Here is a 23,012-nt window from a genome sequence, read left to right on the forward strand (position 1 = left end):
CATGTACAAGATAAACCTCATCATACTGACATTATTACTCATTACATTTTCGTGTGAGACAAAACAAAAGCATGTCTTTGAAAAAGCTGTATATATCGAAAATGATACGATACCTATCAGAACAGAACTTGACACTGTAGGTATAATCGGCAATTCGGCGGGGCTCGTTCTCGATCAAGTAATTGAAGATGATGTATTTATTAATAATATTGATATAAATAATGGTTATATGGCCATTACATACAAAGGGTGTGCTTCAAGTATCGTTAATCAAAATAAAAGACTAAAAGCTCATAATGGCTTAGTTATTTACAGAAAAAATATACACAATAACTGGATATATGAAGAAAGCTTCATCATAAATTACATAAACAAAGATAAAAACAAGTACGCAGGATATAGTATAAAAATTGATTATCCATATCTTTATTTAGTTGAAGTAAATAAATCTTCTAATAAAAAGGATATGCCTTTTGAACGAAACATATATTTCTTTAAATATGATAATAATCAATGGAAACATACTAACAAAAGCACCTTATTTAATGAGAAATCAACAACAAAAAAATTAGCTTACAAGCCTTCTATCAAACTTCAGGGTTCAAAGATGTTTTTATTTGAAAATAGGAATACGCTTAATGTATTTGAAATACAACACAATCAATCATCTACAGCAATAAATTTACTCGATTCAATTTCTTTCAAAGCTAATACCCCTAATAATATTAGTTATTCAAATTTTGAAAAATTAATATTTAACAATGACAAACTAATAAGTATTGTTAGCTACCATTCTCATAATAAGAAAAAAAAGAAAAATAGTTTCAAATACTATCAACCCAAAGTTTATCAAGCAAATCTATATGAGTACGATAAAAGTAATAATAAGTATTTTTTAAATAAAGAAGAAGTATCTGTATTTGATAATGAAAGCAATGGTTACAATTCATTCATTAATTTATCTAATAATAAATATATTGACATCATTGATAATGACTCTATATTAAAGTACTCCTTATACAGTGTTAATTATAGTAATGGCATAAATAACACAAAATTAGACTCTAAATATTCTATCAATGATTTTCAGATACTTCCAATTGATTCAATTACTTATCTTTATTATATAAAAAATAATTCAATAGACTATATAAATAATGTTAATACTGACTCTATTTCATATAGTATATCTAAAAATTCAAACCAAAACACACAAATTGCTAAAAAGTATGAAAATCAATTTATAATATATAAATTATATCGTCAGCTTGAAAAACAAAAAGAGATAGAATCTTTTGATTTAGATAATTTATATAATGACATTATTGAAAATCAATACCAAAGAAAGTACAGATCCAAAATATTCTTTCTAAATACCGATAAATAGATCTAGGAAGTCGTATTCATGTACAAAGTTATCTTAATCATATTAATATTATTTAGTCTATTTTTTTCATGTCAGACAAAACAAAAGCATAGCTTTGAAGAAGCTGTCTATATCGAAAATGATACAATACCTATCAAAACAGAGCTTGACAGCTTTGGAATTGTAAGCAACTCTAATGGCTTAGCTCTAAATCAAGTTATCGAAGATGATGTAGTTGTAAATAATATTGAAATATCCGACAGCAGCTTATTTATATATTATCAAGGAACTCCATCTCAATTGATAAATAAAAATAAAAGAGTAAAAGCTCACAAAGGCCTCGTTTTTTATCAAAAAAATAGGGAGGGCTTATGGGATTATAATAATCATTTTATTCTTTGTTACTTACAGGACTCTCTTGGCAATAACTTTAATCTATTGACAAGTCACAGCCTGCGTTTCAATTTTCCTTACTTGTATGTATTGGAAATGAATAAACCTGAAATCATTGATAGCAAAGATGATGAACATGATTTCAAACATGAATTTTGGAGTTTTAAATTTGAAAATGGAAAATGGGATCACCTCAATGCAATTCCATTTGAAACTATAAATCAAGAAGACAACAAACTCGCTCATGTTCCTGGAATTGGAATACATGAAGATAAAATGTATCTGATGGGAGATGGCAATACTCTTGGTATTTATGAGATCCAGAAAAACAATAATAACGTAACTATTGAATTAATAGACTCTATCAATGTCAAACGAGATATACCTATGGATCTCCCTTCTATAAGAATAAATAAACTTATAAGACAAAATAATCATTTGATTATTTTGTCAAGCTTTCATAGTAAAGAGAGAAAGGCAAAAATAAACAAACACTACGACCCCAATAAAACACTGAGTTTCAAAAAAGTATTTTACAATCCAAAAATAAATTTTTTAAATCATTATAAATTTGACTCAAACACGAAAGAATATAAGTTAGTCCCAAAGGATACCCTTACATTTATCAATGAACATGGTCAATACAAATGGGGAACCAATTTAGATGAACATCATTTTTTGGATGATATTTCAAATGACACATTAACTAAATATGTTATTTATAAAATATTTTATGATGAACAGAAAGGCATAAATAGAAATATAACTCGGGAATTTATATTTGATCAAGAGCAAGAAATTCTTCCAATTGACTCCAATTCATTTTACTTTTTTAGTGAAGAAATAAATCCCCAAAACGAATATATATTTAATGAAAATACTATCGATACGCTTAGGTTTAATGCATTGCCAAATTATGCTCATTATACTCAACAAGTAAGAACTACAGCAAATCAATTAATCATACTTAAGCATTATGAAGAAAATATTGATCCTGAAACTTTGATAATAAATTCCGATGCCTTCAAAAATAAAGAAATCGGAATAAATGAACTATGCGGCGAACGAATCGAATTTCTCAAAAACAGGCGTTATAGATCCAAAATCTTTTTCTTGAATACAAGTAATTAATCCGCAAATATATACATATCTATCTATCAAAATGTGCAAAAGCTTTTATCCTCGCATCTTGCGAGGATAAAAAAGCTGTATATTTTAGTTTCATTAAAATTGAGCTAATTAGCATGCTACCACTCTCAAAAACACTCATCCTAAAGGCCTATATTTTGGAAACTCATTGACCAATTATTAAGGAAACTTCATTTAAACACCCTCTTTTATTTTATCGATATCACTTCATCTCAGCTTTTCTTCAACCATCCCAAAATATTTACAATAATTATTAGCAAACCCAATCTTTAAATAGAAATATATAATTAAAGGAGTCAATATTAGCTTTATTTCAATTTTTTAACTGTAGATATGATTAGAATTGGGTATATTTTTTGTAATTTTTCAATATTATTTGAATTAAAAACAAACAACATCACAAAACACTGAATAATTTTTCATGGAAAAGTCGGATAAAGGCGGTTCCCAGGGCTTTCATAATCAGACTGCTCAGCGAAAAGCTGACAACAAAATGAAAGAAAACTGGCTAGCCGTTCAAAGAAAAAAAGAGGAAACCAGCGATCTAGAAAACTCCTCTTTCGCTGATGAATTTTCAGGACCTGCTCAACTTCAAGAAGCAGAAAGCCCAATTCAAAGACAAGAAAACAAATCTCCCAACACAACAGGCATGCCTGATCAATTAAAATCAGGAATTGAAAACCTATCAGGGCAATCCATGGATGATGTGAAAGTCCATTACAACTCCAGTATGCCTGCTCAACTTCAAGCGCATGCCTATGCGCAAGGAACAGACATACACCTAGCTTCAGGACAGGAAAAACACCTTCCCCATGAAGCATGGCACGTTGTTCAACAAAAAGAAGGAAGGGTAAAGCCCACCAAGCAACTTAAAGGCGCTAATATCAATGACGATTCGACTTTAGAGAAAGAAGCGGATGTCATGGGTGCCAAAGCTATGCAAATGAAGTCCAACGACTCGGGAAGCAATACCGCCCAACTCAAGAGCAATGGATCGGCGGATAAAGTAGTCCAAAGATATGCTATCGCCCAAGACCAATTATCAAATGAGATATACAATAAATCGCTTAATGGCGATTTTGTGGTTGGCTTAGGATATCCTAATCACGAGCTTTATATCAACGACACTTCTGTGTTGGCCAACTTGAATACTCGAATCGAATATGGACTGCTCGAATTTTACAGCCCTTCACAGAAAAACTTCAACTTCGGTGAAGACGACGTTACTTACTACAAAGTAATGCCCAGACATAAATCAGATGGAGATTACGAAGTTGATCAACAACATCTTAATGAAGGGATCAAAAAGTCCTTAGTGGAGAACCAAGCTTACTGGGAAGGAAAGTCGCAAAATAACTTCGACCCAAAAGAGTTCGAAAAGAACTTTGACTATGAAACTAAAAAGAATGAATTCACTACAAATTCTGAATCCTCCACAAATGTGTATGACTTCAGCATGGCGACAGAATTTATCAGAAAGTCATTCTCTCAGCTAGGTTATACGGATTCAGACAATGATGGACTGATGGAGCACAAAGACCGCTTTGTCTCTACCTACACTATCATAAATAAATATCTCAAAGGTGTAAAAACGGACAAAGCGGCGGTAATACAAGCCATCAAAGAGTTTCAAGAAGCTTTGCCAAATGAACCTGAAAATTTATTGTTGCAAAAGATCAAGACTAAAACTGTCGACTTAAGATCCAAAGCCAATGATATCCCAGATACCTCCACAGCCAATTTATTAAGAAAAGGCCATCTCAACCACCAATTCAACGCGCTTGAAAACGATAAGTTTTTATTGCCTAGAGGTTGCGACTTGGTTGCGGGTACTACCATGGGGGTTGAAAGCAATGAAAGCTCCCAAGGAAGCTTTGCCATGAAGTTCAACATGAGAGGAAATATAAAGGGAGAGGAAAACGATCACTTCCACTTTTCTACCAAGTTGTTAGCCGATTCTACAGATTTCGTTACCATAGAAGGATTTGCCAAGCGAGGATACAATATTTTTGATGACACTTGGGAATTCTTCCTTCATGGCAACAAAAACACAGAGAAAGAATCTTTCAATGCCTATACAATGTCGAGATATGATTTCTTTGACTTCAAAGCTCCATTCATGGAGGAATACAATAAAGATCCAAAAGGCTTGATATTAGGGCCTCAAAAACTAATGGAGCCAGCGATTACTAAAGCGGCAATGGATTTTTACAATACGCATATAGTCAAAGGGGGAGGGCAGGCAACTCTGAAAGACAAAGACGATAGAGACACAGCAGAGAGAAAGCGTTTAAAAAATGTCGCAACAAATAGGGCCTTGGCTTGCCTCAATAATTTCCCAACAAAAGCTGACTGTGTGCCTGACGACCCGGATGTTAATACATTTAAAAACGAAGGCTTGGAAAAAATCTTCGATCCTACGCTAACGACACAAGAACAGGTGAACAGATATCTTTTGCATGCTTTTGACAATATGCTCTCTACTTTGGTTTCAAACCACATGGATAAGGCTAAAAGCATCGCCAAAGCCAGAAGTGTATTCGATGTTAGCCAGGATGAAAATTATTTCACTAGAATTCAAGCTTGGATAGATGAATGCACTACACAAAAGGATGGCCTTAGCTCGCACCAGCTTATTGCGAAATCAAAATACAACACATCCATCAATGAATTAACTGCTATCAAAAACAAGTTCACGGAATTCAGAAACTATAGAGGCCAGTATTTTTAATTCTATTAAGATACATTGAATAAAAAACAAACACTACAAATACAAACAAACCATTATTCGTGGAAAAATCTGAAAAAAACGGTTCAAGCTTTCACCAACAAGCAGCGCAACGAAAAGCTGATCAGAAAATGAAAGACAATTGGCTCGCTGTGCAAAGAAAAAAAGATGGCGAGCCTAATGAATCTTCATTATTTGAAGCAGTAGAGGGGACAACTCAATTACAAGAAGCAGGAGCAACAATACAAAGACAAGAAAATAAATCTCCTAATTCAACAGGCATGCCAGATCAGCTTAAATCTGGCATCGAAAGTCTATCAGGTCAATCCATGGATGATGTAAAAGTCCATTACAATTCCAGCATGCCTGCTCAACTTCAAGCGCATGCTTACGCTCAGGGCACAGATATACATCTCGCTTCAGGACAGGAAAAACATCTTCCTCATGAAGCTTGGCATGTTGTCCAACAAAAAGAAGGAAGAGTAAAGCCTACCAAGCAGCTTAAAGGCGCCAATATAAATGACGATTCGGCTTTAGAGAAAGAAGCGGATGTCATGGGAGCCAAAGCCATGCAAATGAAATCCAGCAACTCGGGAAGCAATACCGCACAACTTAAAAACAATGGATCTTCGCAAAAAGTTATGCAAAGATACGCTCTGGCTCAAGACACCCTGACCAATGAAGTGTACAACAAATCGACCAATGGAAATTTCGTTGTAGGTATCGGATACCCGAACCATGAACTGTATGTCGACGACGATTCAGTTCTTGACGCATTGAATAATAGAGTAGAGCATGGCTTGCTGGAATTCCATAGTCCGTCTCAAAAGCAATTCAATTTTGGCACTGGAAATGTGCAATACCACAAAGTAATGCCTCGTCATAAGTCGAACGGAACATACGAAGTGGATCAAAATCATCTAAATGCTGGAATTAAGAATGTCTTGGTAAAGAATCAAGCAAAGTTTGTCGCTAAATCAACTGATGAAAATTATAACGAGCAAAACTTTGAAGACAATTTCAACCTTGATGCAAAAACAACAGAATTCACCAGCAATACTGCCTCTTCATCTCATGTGTATGACTTCAGCATGATGGCTGAGTTTATCAGAAAGTCATTTTCACAATTAGGCTATACTGATGGTGACGACGATGGGCTCATGGAACATAAAACTCGCTATGTAGCAGCCTATAAAGTCATCAACAAATATCTCAAAGGAAAAAATACTGATAAAACTGCAGTAATTGAAGCCATCGAAACATTTAAAGATGCTCTTCCTGACAATCCTGTAAACCTGTTGTTGCAAAAAGTCAAAACCAAAGCTACTGAACTAAGAGCCAAAGCCAATAATATTCCCGACGCTTCTGATGCCAACCTGCTCAGAAAAGGTCACTTGAATCATCAATTCAATGCTATTGACAACAATGAATTCCTCTTGCCTAGAGGCTGTGATTTGGTCGCTGGAACTACCATGGGAGTTGAAAACAAAGAAGAAGCTCAAGGAAGCTTTGCCATGAGATTCTCCATGAAAAGCCATGATGACGACCATGTTCATTTCTCGACAAAATTATTGGCTGATTCAACAGATTTTGTGACTATTGAAGGCTTTGCCAAAGGCAGCTATAACATATTCGACGATACTTGGGAATTCTTCTTGCATGGAAATAAAGCCAATGAAAAAGATGCCTTCAATGACTATACCATGTCCAGATACGACTTTTTCGACTTCAAAGCGGAATACATGCAAAAGTACGATCCCACAAAACAAGATATGAGACTTGGGGTTCAAAAATACATGGAAGCGGCGATTCCTAGAGAAGCCATGAAATTCTATAATGACCATATTGTAGCTGGCGGAGGCCAAGCAACCCTAAAAGACAAAGCGACAAGAGACTTCGAAGCAGAAAGAGCGGCAACTCAAGCATGTGGAGAAGCTTATATTCGATTAAACTCTTTTCCTGCAAAAGCCAATTGCGTTCAAGATGATCCGCAAGTAGGAGTCATGATTCAGCAAGCTCAAACCAATCTATTCAATCCAAATGGAAGGTCAGCCCAACAAATCAACACAGAATGTTTGCAAGCTTTTGATAATATACTTTCCAGAATCGTTTCAAACCATCTGACCAAGGCAAACAGCATCGCTAGAGCAAGAAATGTATATAATAGCAATCAAGATGAAAATCACCTTACAAGAATTCAGGCTTGGATTGACCAATGCACTACTAATAAAAGTAATTTGAAAGGCAGGCAACTCATTGCCAAAGCACAACATAGCTCCGCTATTACAAATCTTACACAGATAAAAAACAAATTAATAGAATGTAGAAATTACAGAAGAAGATTCTATTAATAAAATTCTATTCAAAGCGCACACATTATTTCATGCTTTGAATAGGATTAAATCACAACATAATGGAAACTAAACACAGGCAGATTAAGCTTTCAAATATGAATTTCCACTAATATTGTACATAATCCAAGCCCTTAACATTTACATATATTCTAATTAAACTTTCAAAAGTTAGTTTTTTTAAACTTCTACAAGAAGTGATCATTAAATGGGAAAAAACACATTAAATTACGTGATTTTTTTACGATTTTTGATTATAATATTGTGAATCTCAAACAACAACACAACAAAACATTTTTTAATTCATGGAGAAATCAGACGAAAGGGGCTTTCAAAATCATCAAAACCGAATTGCTCAGCTAAAAGCTGATCAAAGAATGAAAGAAAATTGGATCGCTATCCAACGCAAAAAAGAGGAAACTCAAAACAACAAGGCAAATACAGTTCAAAGACAAGAAGGAAACTCTACACAACAGTCAAGCAATTCAGGAAGCAGTTCGGGACTGCCAACCCAATTAAAATCAGGCATAGAAAATCTGTCCGGACAATCGATGGACGATGTAAAAGTTCATTACAACTCGGATAAGCCAGCCCAATTGCAAGCACACGCATTTGCTCAAGGAAATGACATACATTTAGCCTCAGGACAAGAAAAGCACTTGCCTCACGAAGCATGGCACGTTGTCCAACAAAAGGAGGGAAGAGTGCAACCCACTAGACAAATGAAAGGCAAAGGCGTCAATATCAATGATGACGCTGGGCTGGAAAGAGAAGCTGATGTCATGGGAGCGAAAGCGATGAGCATGGGAAACAAAAATTCCAGTTCTCCTGCTCAAAAGAAAGACTCGGGATCATCGACTACCGCTCAAATGGTGTCTTATGATGAAACGACTGTCCAAAGAAGAGCTTTTCTGAATCATTCCAATTCAGCTATTGAATTAGTGACGGAAGATAATAACACGGAAAGAGACTTCATTTACAAAGGTCCTTTATCCGGTTTTTATTCCATAGGAATGGATGGAACATTAGTTGAAAGAACAGACTTGGAAGATGATCAAGACTTCAAATATCCATATGAAACATCAGACAATTGGATGCCTGAAGAAGATGAATTGGGCTATAATCGATTAACAAGAGCTATAAAAAATCAAGATTCAGGAAATGTCAGCATGGCTGCTTTAAGAGAATCCATGGAATATCTATATGTGGACAATTCCAAATTATTTGAACTAAATAAAGCATTCGCAAAGCATGACAAAAGCTTAAGCATATCCAACCAAGACTTCGTTTTGGACTTCACAAAGAAAATCTCTTTCGGCTTAATGAATGAGCTTCAATCTAAATACATTACCTCTGGTGAGCCAGGACTTATGGAGTATGTAAAAAGCCAAGTCGAGTTACATAATAAAAGGCTTCAAAATAGCTCCAATGATGACGAAGATGTAGCTTTAATAAACATAAGCGACGATCTGGAAGATTGGGAATATTATAGCGCGGCACTAACAGCCATGCAAGGCAAGCAAAGCTACGAAACAGCTCTTAATAAAATTTGCGATGTTGTAGCTACAGCTATGATGGCTCTGTATGGAGAAGGTGGTCTAGAGGAATATGACGGACTGGTGGATAAAATCAATCAGGGAACCAATAAGAAAAACGGTAGTTTCAAAGCGATCAAAACCACTAGCGGATTTGAATTTCTTGACATAATGCGAAATATGATCGCCAGCAAAGATAGTAATATCGCTCAGATAAAAATCAAAGCCAATGGATTGCCTCATACATTTGCCATAGCCAATGGAGGTTGGAGCAAACCTGCTTTTGTCCAAGCTTACGAACAACATATTACTCTAGAGGAGCATGTCAAAAATATTGGTGTATTCAATTATGACGCTATGGGTGATATAGTAGTCCCACTAGCCGAAGCACTTAATGGAAATGATATGTCTGGGGCAAAATACAATGCACTCTTCGGAGGCCCTGGAGATCATGATGTGAAAATATCAGAAATCATGGTCATCATCATGCCAATGCAACAGCAAGAACTTGGCGACCTAAGCGAATTCAATCCTAAATCGGGTTATATGCATTTTTAATAGCAAACCCCATAAATAATAAGTCACATTACAACCCATGCATAGTTAAAATGCATGGGTTGTTTTTTATACGAAAGCATACTCTTCGAATGCAACAATCTCATTCTCCACAAATTCAGCAAAGCATAAAATATATTTATTTATATTTTATCTATCATTTCAAAGCCATTCAAATATTCAAGCAATATCTATTTTCAATAAACTTTCAGATTAGATTACTCCCCAACTTGCTAATGCTCTGATTTTGAATTATTTCTCTAATACTAAAAAAAGCAACTAGGCTTTACAGGTTATGCCAATCTTTCCATTACTATTTTCTTTTTAAATAAAGGCGATTAGATAATCATCCAATAAATTAATTTAAATAAGAAAAAATACCACTTAAATAATTCTAACACCCTTAACATGTTTATGTGAAATAAATTTAATTAAATTTTATATTTTTAAATAACAAAAACATTAAATAAACATGAATTCACTCAACATTTCAAATCTGCAAAAAACATATGCTAATGGCGTAAAAGCATTAGATAATGTCAACCTTCAAATTTCAACGGGTATGTTTGGACTTTTAGGTCCTAATGGTGCCGGAAAATCATCATTGATGCGTACGCTCGCAACACTTCAAGAGCCTGATCAAGGTGCAGTTAAGCTCAATGAAATCGATATACTAAAACAGCCGGAAGAACTTCGAAAAGTACTAGGATACCTGCCTCAAGAATTTGGCGTATATCCTCGCATCACAGCAGAACAATTGCTTGACCATATAGCTGTATTAAAAGGAATCAGTAATAAAAAAGAAAGAAAAGAGCTAGTTGCTTACCTTTTGAATAAAGTGAACCTTTATGACAAGCGGAAACTTTCCGTGAAAAGCTTTTCAGGAGGAATGAAACAACGCGTAGGCATCGCTCAAGCCATCATAGGCAATCCAAAACTTGTCATCGTCGACGAACCTACAGCGGGCCTTGACCCTGGTGAACGCAACCGCTTTCATAATTTATTGGCAGATATAGCTGAAAACTCTATAGTTATTCTTTCGACTCATATAGTAGACGATGTTCATGAACTTTGCAGCAATATGGCTGTGATGAATTTTGGAAAAATTCTATTCAACGGCACACCTAATGAAGCTATAGACATGCTTAATGGTCAGATATGGGAAAAAACCATTTCCAGACATGAAATAGATGATTATGAGAAGAACTTTGAAGTAATATCCAAAAAAATGGTAGCAGGTCAAACTCTTATACATGTAGTGAGTAATACGCAGCCTGAGCTTGGCTTTGAGAATATAAAACCAAATCTTGAAGATGTATTTTTCTCTCAAATAAACTCCGAAAGTAAAGAATTAGTATAACCCCAAACCTAGATCTACATGTTTAAAGAAATTCTCAAACAAGAACTCAGGTACGGGTTCAAGCAGCCGATGATATATGTATTTATCATTGTCATGTTTTTTTTCGCATTTATGAACGGGATATTTGCTGAGCCTTTTGGAAATGTCTTAGTCAATGCTCCGGTAGAAAATATATTTTATGCTGTTGTATATAGCATGATAGGCGTATTGTTTGCAGGCACTTATTTTAGTCATATGGCTCTTAAGGATTTTGAAAATAGTTTTGACCAGATATTATTTTCAACCAATATCAGTAAGAGCAGCTTTTTCTTTGGGAGGTTCTTCGCAGCCTTTATTCTTACGCTTATACCGTTTATTGGTGTGTATTTAGGTTCATATTCTTCCATATTGATTGGACCTGCACTAGGTTGGACACAAGCAGATTATTTTACTAACATTCAACTTAATGAAATCCCTTACAGCTATCTTATAATTTATATTCCAAATGTTTTTATCGCAGGTGCGTTTATTTTCGCTATTGCTTTGAAAACAAGAAGTCAAATATTGGCATTTGCAGGTGCTCTTGTATTATATATTTTGTTTGTTGTATCAGGAATATTAACAAGTGATATTGAAAACCATGAAATAGCAGCGCTGGCAGATGTTTTTGGTTTTAGAACTATAAAATACATTACAAGATACTTTACACCGATTCAAAAGAATACCATTTTACCTCAATTTGAAGGGGTTTTATTATACAACAGACTTATTTGGATAGGATTTGGTTTGGTCATCACTGCATTAGGATACTTAGGTTTTTCTTTCAAACAAAAGAGGCCAATAAAAAAGACTTCAAAAGTCAGAAAATCTGCTACAAATGTAAGTTTTGCTTTACCTGAAATTAAGCCATTTGATAAAGGATATAAATGGGCTCAATTTTGGAGTTTATTCAAAATCAATTTATTAAATATACTTAAGAGCCCTGTATTCATCATCTTCTCAGCGATTATCCTTGTATTGATGATATTAGCCTTTAAAGAAGGATATGATTATTATGGATTAAAGTCCTTGCCGGTAACTTACAAAGTTCTTAAAACTCTAGATCAGCGGGCTGGCGGGATACTGATAATTATTATAGTTATCATCAGTGGAGAGACGGTATGGCGCAACAGAAGTGTAAAAATAAATGAGGTAATAGACGCTACTCCACATAGAACAATCACTCATATAATTGCTCAAGGGTTATCAGCCATAGTCGCAGTCTTGTTGCTAACACTTTTAATGAGCTTATTTGGCATCGGTTATCAATTGATCAATGGATATACAAATATTGCATTGGATCAATATGTAACAAATTATCTAATATACCATCTGCCGACTTATGTAACTTGGTCTTTTATTTTCATTTTTATTCACACGCTGATTAATCAAAAATATATTGGGTATTTTATATGTGTTTTAATACTTCAATTCTATAATCTATTCATTTCAAAAGTATTAAAAGCATCTTCGAATATGCTTTATCCAGGAGCAAGTCCTTCGATTGATTTTTCTGATATGAGCGGTTATGGACCAGGGCTGAATGGTGCTTTATGGTTTGAATTATATTGGATATCTCTTGCTTTCTTTATCTTAACGATATCTGTTCTTCTATGGAGCAGAGGTAGTAATAAAAGCTTCAAAGAGCGCATAAAGTCGGTAGGAACAGTATTCAGAGACAATAACTCCAAGCTAATATACTTTACAGGTGCGGCATTTTTGATTATTGGTTCATGGGTATTTTATAACACACAGATTCTAAATACTTATAAATCAAAAGAAGGTTTAAAAGAGTGGAGTGCTAATTATGAGAAAAAGTATAAGAAATACGAAAATATAGCGGTGCTTACTATAACAGACATCAAGTATAACATCGATCTTGTACCAGAAAAACGAGAATTATATTACAAAATAGATTTTTCTCTAAAGAATAAGACTAATCAAACTATTGATTCTCTTCATTTTAGCTATGACAAAGACTATAATCAAAAATTCAATATTAATAATTCTAAAATCGCATTACACGATGAAGAGTTTGATTATATGATTTACACACTTAATAAGCCTATTCAGCCTTCAGATTCTTTACAATTTTCTATAGAAGGAAAGTATATACCAAAAGGGTTTACGAATTCTGTTGAGCAAGTAAGAATAGCCACTGACGGGACATTTATAGGGAGTTATAATATGATACCAACGATGGGATATGATAGCAAGAGAGAGCTTACTAATAAGAATCACCGTAAAGAATTTGGTCTTCCCAAAAGAACCAAATCACCAGCTTTAAACAATCAAGATGATGACTTAAGAAGTATAAATTATATCTCAGGTAACTCTGACTTGATTAATTCTGAAACTATTATCTCTACATCGACAGATCAATATGCTATAGCTCCAGGAAGTTTAATTAAGAGATGGGAACAAGATGGAAGAAACTATTTTCACTATAAAGTAGACCATCCATCTTATCACTTTTCTTCATTCTTATCTGCCAAATATGAAATAGCCAAAAGAGATTGGAATGGAATATCTCTTGAAGTTTATTATAACAAAAAACATGGAGAAAATGTACCAAAAATGCTCGATGCTCTTCAGACATCTCTAAAGTACTATATCGATAATTTTGGACCATACACACATAAGCAAGCTCGTATCATTGAATTCCCAAACTTCAGCTCATTCGCTCAGGCATTTCCGGGTACTATGCCATATTCGGAGTCTTTTGGTTTTATTGCAGATCTCTCTGATTCAACTAAGAATAATGTGGTTGAAAAAGTCATTGCTCATGAAATGGGGCATCAATGGTGGGCGCATCAAGAGATCCCTGCTTATATGAAAGGAGCCGAAATGATCACTGAAGCTTTTGCTGAATATTCATCACTTATGATCATGAAACAAAGTAATGATGATATGAATATGCAAAAATTCCTTAAGTATGAGTGTGATGGTTACTTGAGAGGAAGAACCTTCGAAAGAGAAAAAGAATCTCCTTTATATACTACTGACAGACAACAGTATATACATTACCAAAAGGGTTCTTTGATCATGTATGCTTTACAGGATATGATCGGTGAGGATAAGGTAAATACAGCTATGAGAGAATTTTTGGATGAGTATAAGTATAAAAATGAAGGTTATGCTACTTCTCTAGACTTCTTGGCTCATCTGGAAAAGCAAGTTCCTGATTCGCTTCAATACTTGATCGATGATTGGTTCAAAGAAATTACTCTTTATGATCATCGTCTCAATGATGCTACTATAGAAGAGCTTCCAAATGGCAGGTACCTTGTAAGTATGGACATTGAAACTCAAAAAATCAAAGTTGATACGACAGGTAATGAAAACTTTGTCCCAAGTAACGATTGGGTGGATATTGGTGTGTTCGCGGATGCAGACAAGAAAGAGCTAATTCATTATGAAAGAGTAAAATTCGATCAGCCTAAGAAGACTTTCAAATTTGAAGTTGATCAGAAGCCTCTGAAGGCCATGATTGATCCAAGACAGATTCTTATCGAGAAGAATGTAAAAGACAACGTAAAGACTTTGGAAGCAAGTTTGTGATCGATATGGTCAAATAATATCTAAATTCCAGAGAATATCTCTCTGGAATTTTTCCCATTATTCATCAAAATTTAAAAGTATGCTTCAATTTTTTTGGCATCAGTGGCTTTCGAGCTCAAGGAAGTCTTATACTGGCAAGAGAGTATTAAACTTGTTCATACATTATTCGATCTACATCCTTTTGTTAGGGATGCTTGCCTTATTTAGTGTGGGAATCAAATATATGATGAAAGATTTTTTCCCAAATCAGGATCACGCTGTTATTATGGGAGGATTTGGAATAAATACCATTTTCGTAATGGGATTTATGAGATTTATGTTCAATAAGGATAATAAATTTTCTATCAAACCTTACCTTCACCTTCCTATCTCTCAAAAATCCATTATCAATGCATATATATTCAAGGATTTTATTTCTCTTTTTGGATTGATACCGATATTAGTAGCAATTCCATTTTTTATAAATTTTATAGTCCCTAATTACCCTGTTATTTACACTGTAGGCTGGGGAATTACTTATGTATCATTGACGTTTATTTTCAACGTCATTTATTCGATATTGATCACTAAACAAAAAAACCATCAAGGAGCTGTCATGATGCTTTTTTGGTCATTGAACCTTATAGCAGTGCTTGATTTCTATCAATTTGTATCAATTGCTCCATACTTTAGAGCTTTTTTTAATTTTATAGCTACAAACGTATGGTGTTGGTCTATATTTCCAGTGACCTTCACAATTCTTTTACTTCTATTAAGGAAAGAAATAAAAGAATGCTTAAGAAAGGAAAGGTCTACTAAAGAAACACAAGAGGCTCCTTCAAAAAGCAATAAGTGGCTAGACAAAATAAGTAATCTAGGATTTACAGGAGTGCTGGTTACAAACGAATTAAAATTAATCTGGAGAAACAAGCGACCTCGGAGCCTTATAATCGCGAGTTGCATATTGCCTTGTATCATCATTTATGGAATGACAGGATATAGCTCTGAGGTTGAGATCCCAGCCTTTTTTAATATCATGGGAGCTCTATTTGTAGTAGGGTACTTTCCAATGGTTTATGGACAGTTTTTATTTGCCTGGGAAAGCAGTTTTTTCACACATTATATTAGTCAAAACGTAACAATAAATGAATATGTAAAATCAAAATTTTGGTTTCTTGCTTTGATCACTTTGATTAATTCATTTTTTGCAATTCCAGTACTTATCATTAAACCGGATTTAACACTTGCATTTATTTCTGCCATAATCATACAATTGGGAATAATCAATTACCTAATGATTCTAATGGGCTTATTCAACTCTAGTAGAATGGATATAAGCAAGAGCACGATAGGAAACTCTCAAGGAACTCAATTCCATCATTTCATTATGATTTTTATTATCATGGCCATTCCATTAGGCATTACTTCCTTGTTTTATCTTTTAGATATGATGAGTACAGGCTATTTGATCATTTGTGTTATGGGATTAATCGGTTTCTTATTACAAAAGCCTCTATTAAATCTACTGAGCAAAGACTTTGCTGAAAGGAAGTACAAAATGATTACAGGATTTAAGGAAAATTAAAAAACTTAATTAAAGCTACAGTAAACATAATTTTTATAAGTGTAAAACCACAGTAGGGCAAACTGATTTCAAAAAGAAAAATACCGTTATGTCCCTCTTTGGAGAAGGTGAAGGGAGAGTATTTATATCAAATCATTTTTCTTTTTGAATATGCTACCCTGCTCACGTTCTGTACTCAAACTTTATTTATTCATAATCACTTTATTTAATATGATCAATATATCGAATCTCGAAAAGAAATATAAAAATAAAACTGTCCTGCATATCAATTCACTGTCTATAGAAAAAGGAAATTGCATAGGCTTAGTAGGTAATAATGGAGCAGGAAAAACCACTCTTTTGAGTCTTATGCTTGACTTGATAGAATCTACCAACGGTGAAGTAAAAATCAATAATGAAAACGTCAAAAAGCAGAACTGGAAGTCATCCACAGGCTCATATCTGGATGAAGATTTTTTGATTCCATATTTGACTCCAAAAGAGTACTTTGAATACATAGGAAAACTTCATAAGGTCGATAAAGAAGCAATTATTAGCTTTATGAATGAGAATAAGAGCTTTTTCGATTTTGAAGAAATGGGTAAGAAAACCTATATCAGAGACCTTTCCAAAGGGAATACTCACAAAGTGGGAATATTAGCCACTATGCTTTTCAAACCTGAGTTAATCATACTTGATGAGCCTTTTGCTAACCTTGACCCGACTTCTCAGCAGTTATTGAAGAAAAAGCTTATCTCATTGCACCAATCAGGAACGACGCTTATCGTTTCAAGCCATGACCTAAGGCATCTGACAGAAATAAGCGACAGAATCATCTTACTTGAAGAAGGTAAGGTAAAAATAGATACACCAAACAATGAAAGCATGCTGGAAAAATTAGAGTCATACTTTATCCTTAATAATGAAGCCGTTTAAAAACAAAAAGCCCGACTGGATTACCAATCGGGCTTCTATATTCAAATTATTTGTTCTTACTAGTAATTAGATCCAGCTCTGATCATAGCGCATCTGAATCCAATTGTTGCAGTTGCTGAATCCTGAGCCAAGAATCTTCTTGTTCCCGGGTTCAACCAATAAGCAACATCTTTCCAAGATCCACCTTTGTAAACTCTTACTCTGTTATCTACCAATGAGTTGTGATTGTCAAAATCATACTGCTCTGCCTCATCGCCAAAGTCTGAAAGTCTAACTGGGTTGAAATCTTCAACATCTGTATACGACAAAGGTCTGTAAAGGTCAAGCACCCACTCATTCACGTTACCAGCCATGTTGTAAAGACCAAAGTCATTTGGCATGTATGAATAAATCTGAGCAGTAATCATCGCGCCATCATTCAACTTACCAGCAATACCGGCATAGTCACCTCTACCTCTTTTGAAGTTGGCTAGCATTTGTCCCATATCCTTACCATATGGATTACGAACAGCATGTCCATCCCAAGGATATTGTCTTTGGTGAGTTTGGTTTTCGTTACCCCACTGCGTACCAATCATCGCTTTAGCAGCATATTCCCACTCAGCTTCTGTTGGCAATCTGAAATCAGGAAGCACAACACCTGTTTCCAAAGGAATACGTCCTTCAGCAGGCACATCAATCTCAGCGTTCTCAGCCAATTTTTGATTCACGAAGTTTGTTCTCCATGTACAGTAATCCATAGCTTGCTCCCAGCTCACACCTACAACTGGATAGTATCTAAACCCTGGATATCTCAAATAATGGTCAACATATGAGTCATTATATGCCAATTCAGCTCTCCACACAGTTGTATCCGGCAAAGTGCTTTTCATAAACTCTACTGATGAGTCACTTTGAGAAATATAGTACATATACTCCAACCAGTGAATATTCGCCACCTCAGTTTCATCCATATAGAAAGAAGCAACTGTAACTGTTCTTTCCACATTGTCTCTAAGGTTCATAACATCCTCTTCGTATGATCCCAATACAGTACGACCACCCTCGATAAATACCATGTTTGGCGCATCCGGCTGACCTTCAAAGTCATTGACTTGATAGCCATCATCTTCATTAAACTCAACACCGGTAACAGTACTCGCTCTTCCTGGGTTCTCTGCTGTCGGGTGTTGTTGGTTAGAACAAGAAGCCATAAACCCAACTCCCAACACCATCAGGAGCCACTTTTTTATTCCGACCATATTTCTCTTCATAACGTACAATTTTTTATTCAATAACCTGTTTTATAATCACTAATATAAAAATATAAAATTTTTATGCAAAGTTTCACTAAGGAATGAACTTATAATATACAGAATAATTTTAAAAAAAAAGAAAAATAAGCACTATTTTATTATTGAATTTAATATTGTTAATGCATTTTCTACTGAATTCACATTATCTATCGTCATAATCAATTTTTGCTTGTGTTCCTTTATTTTTGTCAATTTTGGATTAGATTGGGCAAATTTAATTACTGCACCAAAGACATCGGAAGCATAAAACTCTTCATTGTTAGCGGCAACGAAATATCCTTTCAACACAGAATTTTTCAATGTCAACTTCTCCATGCCCAAGTTTTGCGCCAACCATCTCAACCTCAATGTCTCCATCAAATCATTCACCTCTTCAGGCATTTTGCCAAATCGGTCTTCCAATTCTTTTGCAAATAGCAGTAAATCTTTCTCATTCTTGATTCGATCAAGCTTGGTGTACAAACTCAATCTTTCTGAAATATTGCTGACATATGTTTCAGGTATAAGAATCTCCATATCAGTCTCTATAACGCAATCTTCTACAAACGGCTTCGCATCTTTAGCTTCTTCCAATTCTTTGCTGAACAAGTCCTTGAATTTTGTCTGCTTCAATTCTTGCACGGTTTCATCCAGAATCTTATGATACATCTCAAAGCCCAAGTCCGTAATGAATCCACTCTGTTCCGCTCCCAATAAATTTCCAGCTCCTCTGATATCCAAATCTCTCATTGCCACCTTGAAGCCATCTCCAAGATCTGAAAACTCCTCCAAAGTCGAAAGCCTCTTTCTAGCATCTCCAGTCATCGTCGACACAGGAGGTGATATCAAATAACAAAATGCCTTCTTATTAGACCTTCCAACTCTACCCCTCATCTGGTGCAGATCCGATAGACCGAACATATGCGCCCTATTTATTATAATGGTATTGGCATTTGGAATATCCAAGCCCGACTCTATGATGTTCGTCGATACCAATACATCATACTCTGTATCAATAAAGTTCGCCATTATTTTCTCAAGCTTGCTTCCTTCCATCTGGCCATGAGCGGTAACTACTCTAGCATCTGGGACCAACCTCTTGATCAGTGAAGCTATAGCGTCAATATCGCTTATTCTATTATGCACAAAGAACACTTGACCGCCCCTTCTCAGCTCATAATGAACGGCATCTCTTATGACTTCCTCATTGAATGTTCTAATCTCGGTTTTTACTGGCTGTCTGTTAGGTGGAGGCGTAGCGATAATACTCAAATCCCTTGCGCCCATGAGTGAAAAGTGAAGCGTCCTTGGAATAGGTGTCGCTGTCAAAGTCAAAGAATCAACATTCACTTTCAATTCTTTAAGCTTTTCCTTCACTTTTACGCCAAACTTTTGCTCCTCATCAATGACCATCAAGCCCAAATCCTTGAACTTGACATCTTTGTTTACTATCCGATGAGTTCCAATTAGAATTTGTGTATCTCCCTCTGCTACTCTTGCTAATGTCTCTTTTACTTGTTTGGTTGATTTGAAACGATTTATGTATTCTACATTTACAGGAAAATCCTTCAAGCGTTCACTAAAGGTTCGATAATGTTGCATCGCCAGTATCGTAGTAGGCACCAAAACAGCAACTTGCTTGTTATCCGCGACAGCCTTGAAAGCCGCTCGAATAGCTATCTCTGTCTTTCCAAAACCAACATCACCGCAAACCAATCTATCCATCGGCGAAGTCAATTCCATATCCGCCTTCACATCGACAGTTGCTTTGCTTTGGTCTGGAGTATCTTCATATAAAAAAGAAGACTCCAATTCAACCTGCATGAATGTATCTTTGCTGTAAGCGAAGCCTTTGGAGGCTTTTCTTTCCGCATATAGGTTAATTAAATCTTCCGCGATATCTAAAACCTTCTTTTTGACTTTCTTCTTCTTGTTTTCCCATTCAGCCGAGCCAAGTTTGCTTATCGCAGGCGGAACACCTTCTTTGCCTGAATATTTGGATACTTTATGAAGAGATTGCAAGCCAACATAAAGCAAGTCATTGTCTTTATAGATTAGTCTTATTGCTTCTTGCTTATTCCCTTTGACGTCCACCTTCTCCAAACCAGCAAACCTTCCTATTCCATAATCGACATGGGTGACAAAGTCTCCCGTCTTTAATGTTCTTAATTCCTTTAGGGTTAGAGCCTTGGATTTTGAGTGCTTTTCCTTGGTTTTGAATCGATGATATCTTTCATAAATCTGATGATCGGTATAGCAAAGCACTTTTATATTATGATCAACAAAGCCTGCTCTTATACCCAAGTTTGCTCCTTGAAACCGCAACCCCGAATCGATTTCCTCAAAAATAGACTCCAGCCTCTCAAGCTGTTTAGGAGCTTCAGCCACTATCCAAATAGAATAGCCTTTATGTAAATGCGATTCCAAATCCTTGGCAAGCATCTCCACATTTTTATTAAAGCTTGGCTGTGCGGAAGAATCAAACTCAACCTCATGCTCATATTCTTCAGAAAACCGATTCCCAAAATCGATTCTTTTGACTTTTTGCAGGTCAGCATCAAATGATTCCTTGGAAACGAATAAATGCTCTGGCTTCAGCAAAACACTTTCGCCTTCATTAGAAGATGCAATATCATCGAATTTTTGACAAACCTTCTCGAAGCCTTCCTCCAATACATCCATTAATTGCTCATGATCCTTAAGCCAAACTGTGGTCGTGTCAGACAAATAAGCCAAGATAGACTCTCTTTTTTCCTCCAGCAATTTAGTTTGCACATTGGGTATTATGCTTATTTGCTCCAAGTCAGACTCCGAAAGCTGCGTCTCAGGATCGAACATTCTTAAAGATTCCACTTCATCGCCGAACAAATCTATTCTAAATGGCAAATCCGCTGAATAAGAATACACATCAATGATACCTCCTCTAATGGCGAACTGTCCTGCTTCATATACAAAATCAGACTTTTCGAAACCAAAAGAAGTCAATATCTCAGCGAAAAATTCCACATCCAACTCTTCTCCTTTCGAAATCTTGAATGTATTCGAAGTCAACGACTTTTTATTGATGACCTTTTCTGAAAGAGCCTCTGGATAAGTGACAATTATTTGCTTAGCCTTTTCAGTATTGATTTTATTCAAGACTTCAGCGCGTTGCAGAATATTGGCATTTTCAGTCTCCTCATATTCATACGGCCTTCTGTACGATCCTGGGAAAAACAAAATTTCCTTGTCTTTTGAAATAGCTTGCAGATCTGTATGAAAAAATGCAGCTTCTTCCTTATCATGCAAAACAACCAAATGGTGCCCTGAATCATTTTTGTTAGCATATGACAACATAACAAATGCGTCAAGACTGCCTTTTAGCCCCGATAAAGCGATCTTTCTTTTTTTCTTGTCCGCTACTTCAAGCAAAACTGTTGAAAGCCAACTGTCTGTCTCAAAATGAGCGTCTAAACTGGTATTTTCCAAGCCGATTAGTTCTATAGTTTGATATTAACCTTTGATTTATAGTCCACAGGAACTTTGAATGTTATCCCATGAGCCTTCACTTTGACAAACCCCAAATAATGCACCTCGACACTGCTTTTTCCACCCAAAAAGCCAAAAGCAAGATTCAATAGTTGATTATTTATCTTTTCAGGCAAAAATTCTATCGTTATTGGAACCATGAACTCGTCTTCGGAAGGAATATCCAAATCATACTCTTTATCTACTTTGCCTAAATCTGTATCACCTACGCTTACCAACAAACTGATTTCCTTCAGCTTCAAGTCCTTGTTATTGGGATTGTAAAGCACAGCATCGGCAGAAAGTTTCAACTTATTGTCTTCGCCGCTTCCAACAACGACATTTTCAATATATTTAAATTCGGGAGGTTGCGGTTTTTGACATGAGGAGACCGCGAACAACATCAGGATAAAAATGACTAGCCTATATTTCATAATATCTAAAGAAAATTTTAGGCCCTAAGTTAAAAAATAAAACGGAATTTAAGGGTTCATCAACAATGCAATATGGCACTCATAGTCTCTTCCAAATCCTTGAAACTAGAATACGAGTATTCCTTGGATTGCTCATCATAATCGATAGGAGCTCCCAGATAGATCATGATATTAAGATAGCCTTCCACGTCATAAACTGAATCAGACATGTAGCCGGCAAGCTGCTCCGAAGATACAGAGCCCACCTTCTTAATATAGGCGTCTATTTTCTTTATTTTTTCTACGGAATCACTAATATTCAT

The 23,012-nt window shown here is 35.4% G+C and carries 13 protein-coding genes; 9 read left to right on the forward strand and 4 right to left on the reverse strand.

Features of this window, described 5'->3' with window-relative positions; translation table 11 throughout:
• Nucleotide 1: 1 nt before the first annotated feature.
• The 9 genes from AABK36_RS19895 to AABK36_RS19935 all read left to right on the forward strand — a co-directional run bounded on the left by AABK36_RS19895 (nucleotide 2) and on the right by AABK36_RS19935 (nucleotide 17,495).
• Nucleotides 2-1,387, forward strand: coding sequence for a hypothetical protein (locus tag AABK36_RS19895; RefSeq protein WP_309936927.1), 1,386 nt, complete (start codon nucleotides 2-4; stop codon nucleotides 1,385-1,387).
• Nucleotides 1,388-1,855: 468 nt separating this feature from the next.
• The gene (locus AABK36_RS19900) at nucleotides 1,856-2,890 is read left to right on the forward strand and encodes a hypothetical protein (protein WP_309936928.1); all 1,035 of its coding nucleotides are present in this window, start codon (nucleotides 1,856-1,858) and stop codon (nucleotides 2,888-2,890) included.
• Nucleotides 2,891-3,329: 439 nt separating this feature from the next.
• A complete protein-coding gene (locus tag AABK36_RS19905) occupies nucleotides 3,330-5,639 on the forward strand; it encodes an eCIS core domain-containing protein (RefSeq protein ID WP_309936929.1) in 2,310 nt (769 codons plus the stop codon).
• A gap of 59 nt (nucleotides 5,640-5,698) precedes the next feature.
• Nucleotides 5,699-7,987 (forward strand): eCIS core domain-containing protein, encoded by a 2,289-nt coding sequence (locus AABK36_RS19910; RefSeq protein ID WP_309936930.1) that lies wholly within the window; start codon nucleotides 5,699-5,701, stop codon nucleotides 7,985-7,987.
• A gap of 305 nt (nucleotides 7,988-8,292) precedes the next feature.
• Nucleotides 8,293-10,080 (forward strand): eCIS core domain-containing protein, encoded by a 1,788-nt coding sequence (locus AABK36_RS19915; RefSeq protein WP_309936931.1) that lies wholly within the window; start codon nucleotides 8,293-8,295, stop codon nucleotides 10,078-10,080.
• A gap of 469 nt (nucleotides 10,081-10,549) precedes the next feature.
• Nucleotides 10,550-11,437 (forward strand): ABC transporter ATP-binding protein, encoded by an 888-nt coding sequence (locus tag AABK36_RS19920; protein ID WP_309936933.1) that lies wholly within the window; start codon nucleotides 10,550-10,552, stop codon nucleotides 11,435-11,437.
• An 18-nt stretch (nucleotides 11,438-11,455) separates the two neighbouring features.
• Nucleotides 11,456-15,016 carry an ABC transporter permease/M1 family aminopeptidase gene (locus AABK36_RS19925; protein ID WP_309936934.1) on the forward strand — a complete coding sequence of 1,187 codons (3,561 nt, stop codon included), beginning with the start codon at nucleotides 11,456-11,458 and terminating at the stop codon, nucleotides 15,014-15,016.
• 79 nt (nucleotides 15,017-15,095) lie between these two features.
• On the forward strand, nucleotides 15,096-16,580 hold the full coding sequence (locus AABK36_RS19930; protein ID WP_309936935.1) for a DUF5687 family protein: 1,485 nt from the start codon (nucleotides 15,096-15,098) through the stop codon (nucleotides 16,578-16,580).
• A 210-nt stretch (nucleotides 16,581-16,790) separates the two neighbouring features.
• On the forward strand, nucleotides 16,791-17,495 hold the full coding sequence (locus AABK36_RS19935) for an ABC transporter ATP-binding protein (protein WP_309936936.1): 705 nt from the start codon (nucleotides 16,791-16,793) through the stop codon (nucleotides 17,493-17,495).
• A 59-nt stretch (nucleotides 17,496-17,554) separates the two neighbouring features.
• On the opposite strand, the gene gldJ is transcribed toward AABK36_RS19935, so the two are convergent.
• The 4 genes from gldJ to AABK36_RS19955 form a co-directional block, all read right to left on the reverse strand.
• Nucleotides 17,555-18,748: a gliding motility lipoprotein GldJ gene (gldJ, locus tag AABK36_RS19940; protein WP_309936937.1), complete on the reverse strand. Its 1,194-nt coding sequence runs from the start codon at nucleotides 18,746-18,748 to the stop codon at nucleotides 17,555-17,557.
• Nucleotides 18,749-18,880: 132 nt separating this feature from the next.
• On the reverse strand, nucleotides 18,881-22,237 hold the full coding sequence (gene mfd, locus AABK36_RS19945; protein ID WP_374709110.1) for a transcription-repair coupling factor: 3,357 nt from the start codon (nucleotides 22,235-22,237) through the stop codon (nucleotides 18,881-18,883).
• 11 nt (nucleotides 22,238-22,248) lie between these two features.
• Nucleotides 22,249-22,710, reverse strand: coding sequence for a hypothetical protein (locus tag AABK36_RS19950; protein ID WP_309936938.1), 462 nt, complete (start codon nucleotides 22,708-22,710; stop codon nucleotides 22,249-22,251).
• A gap of 59 nt (nucleotides 22,711-22,769) precedes the next feature.
• The gene (locus tag AABK36_RS19955) at nucleotides 22,770-23,012 is read right to left on the reverse strand and encodes a hypothetical protein (RefSeq protein WP_309936939.1); all 243 of its coding nucleotides are present in this window, start codon (nucleotides 23,010-23,012) and stop codon (nucleotides 22,770-22,772) included.

The sequence above is a fragment of the Aureibacter tunicatorum genome (assembly GCF_036492635.1).
GTDB classification, from domain to species: Bacteria; Bacteroidota; Bacteroidia; order Cytophagales; family Cyclobacteriaceae; genus Aureibacter; species Aureibacter tunicatorum.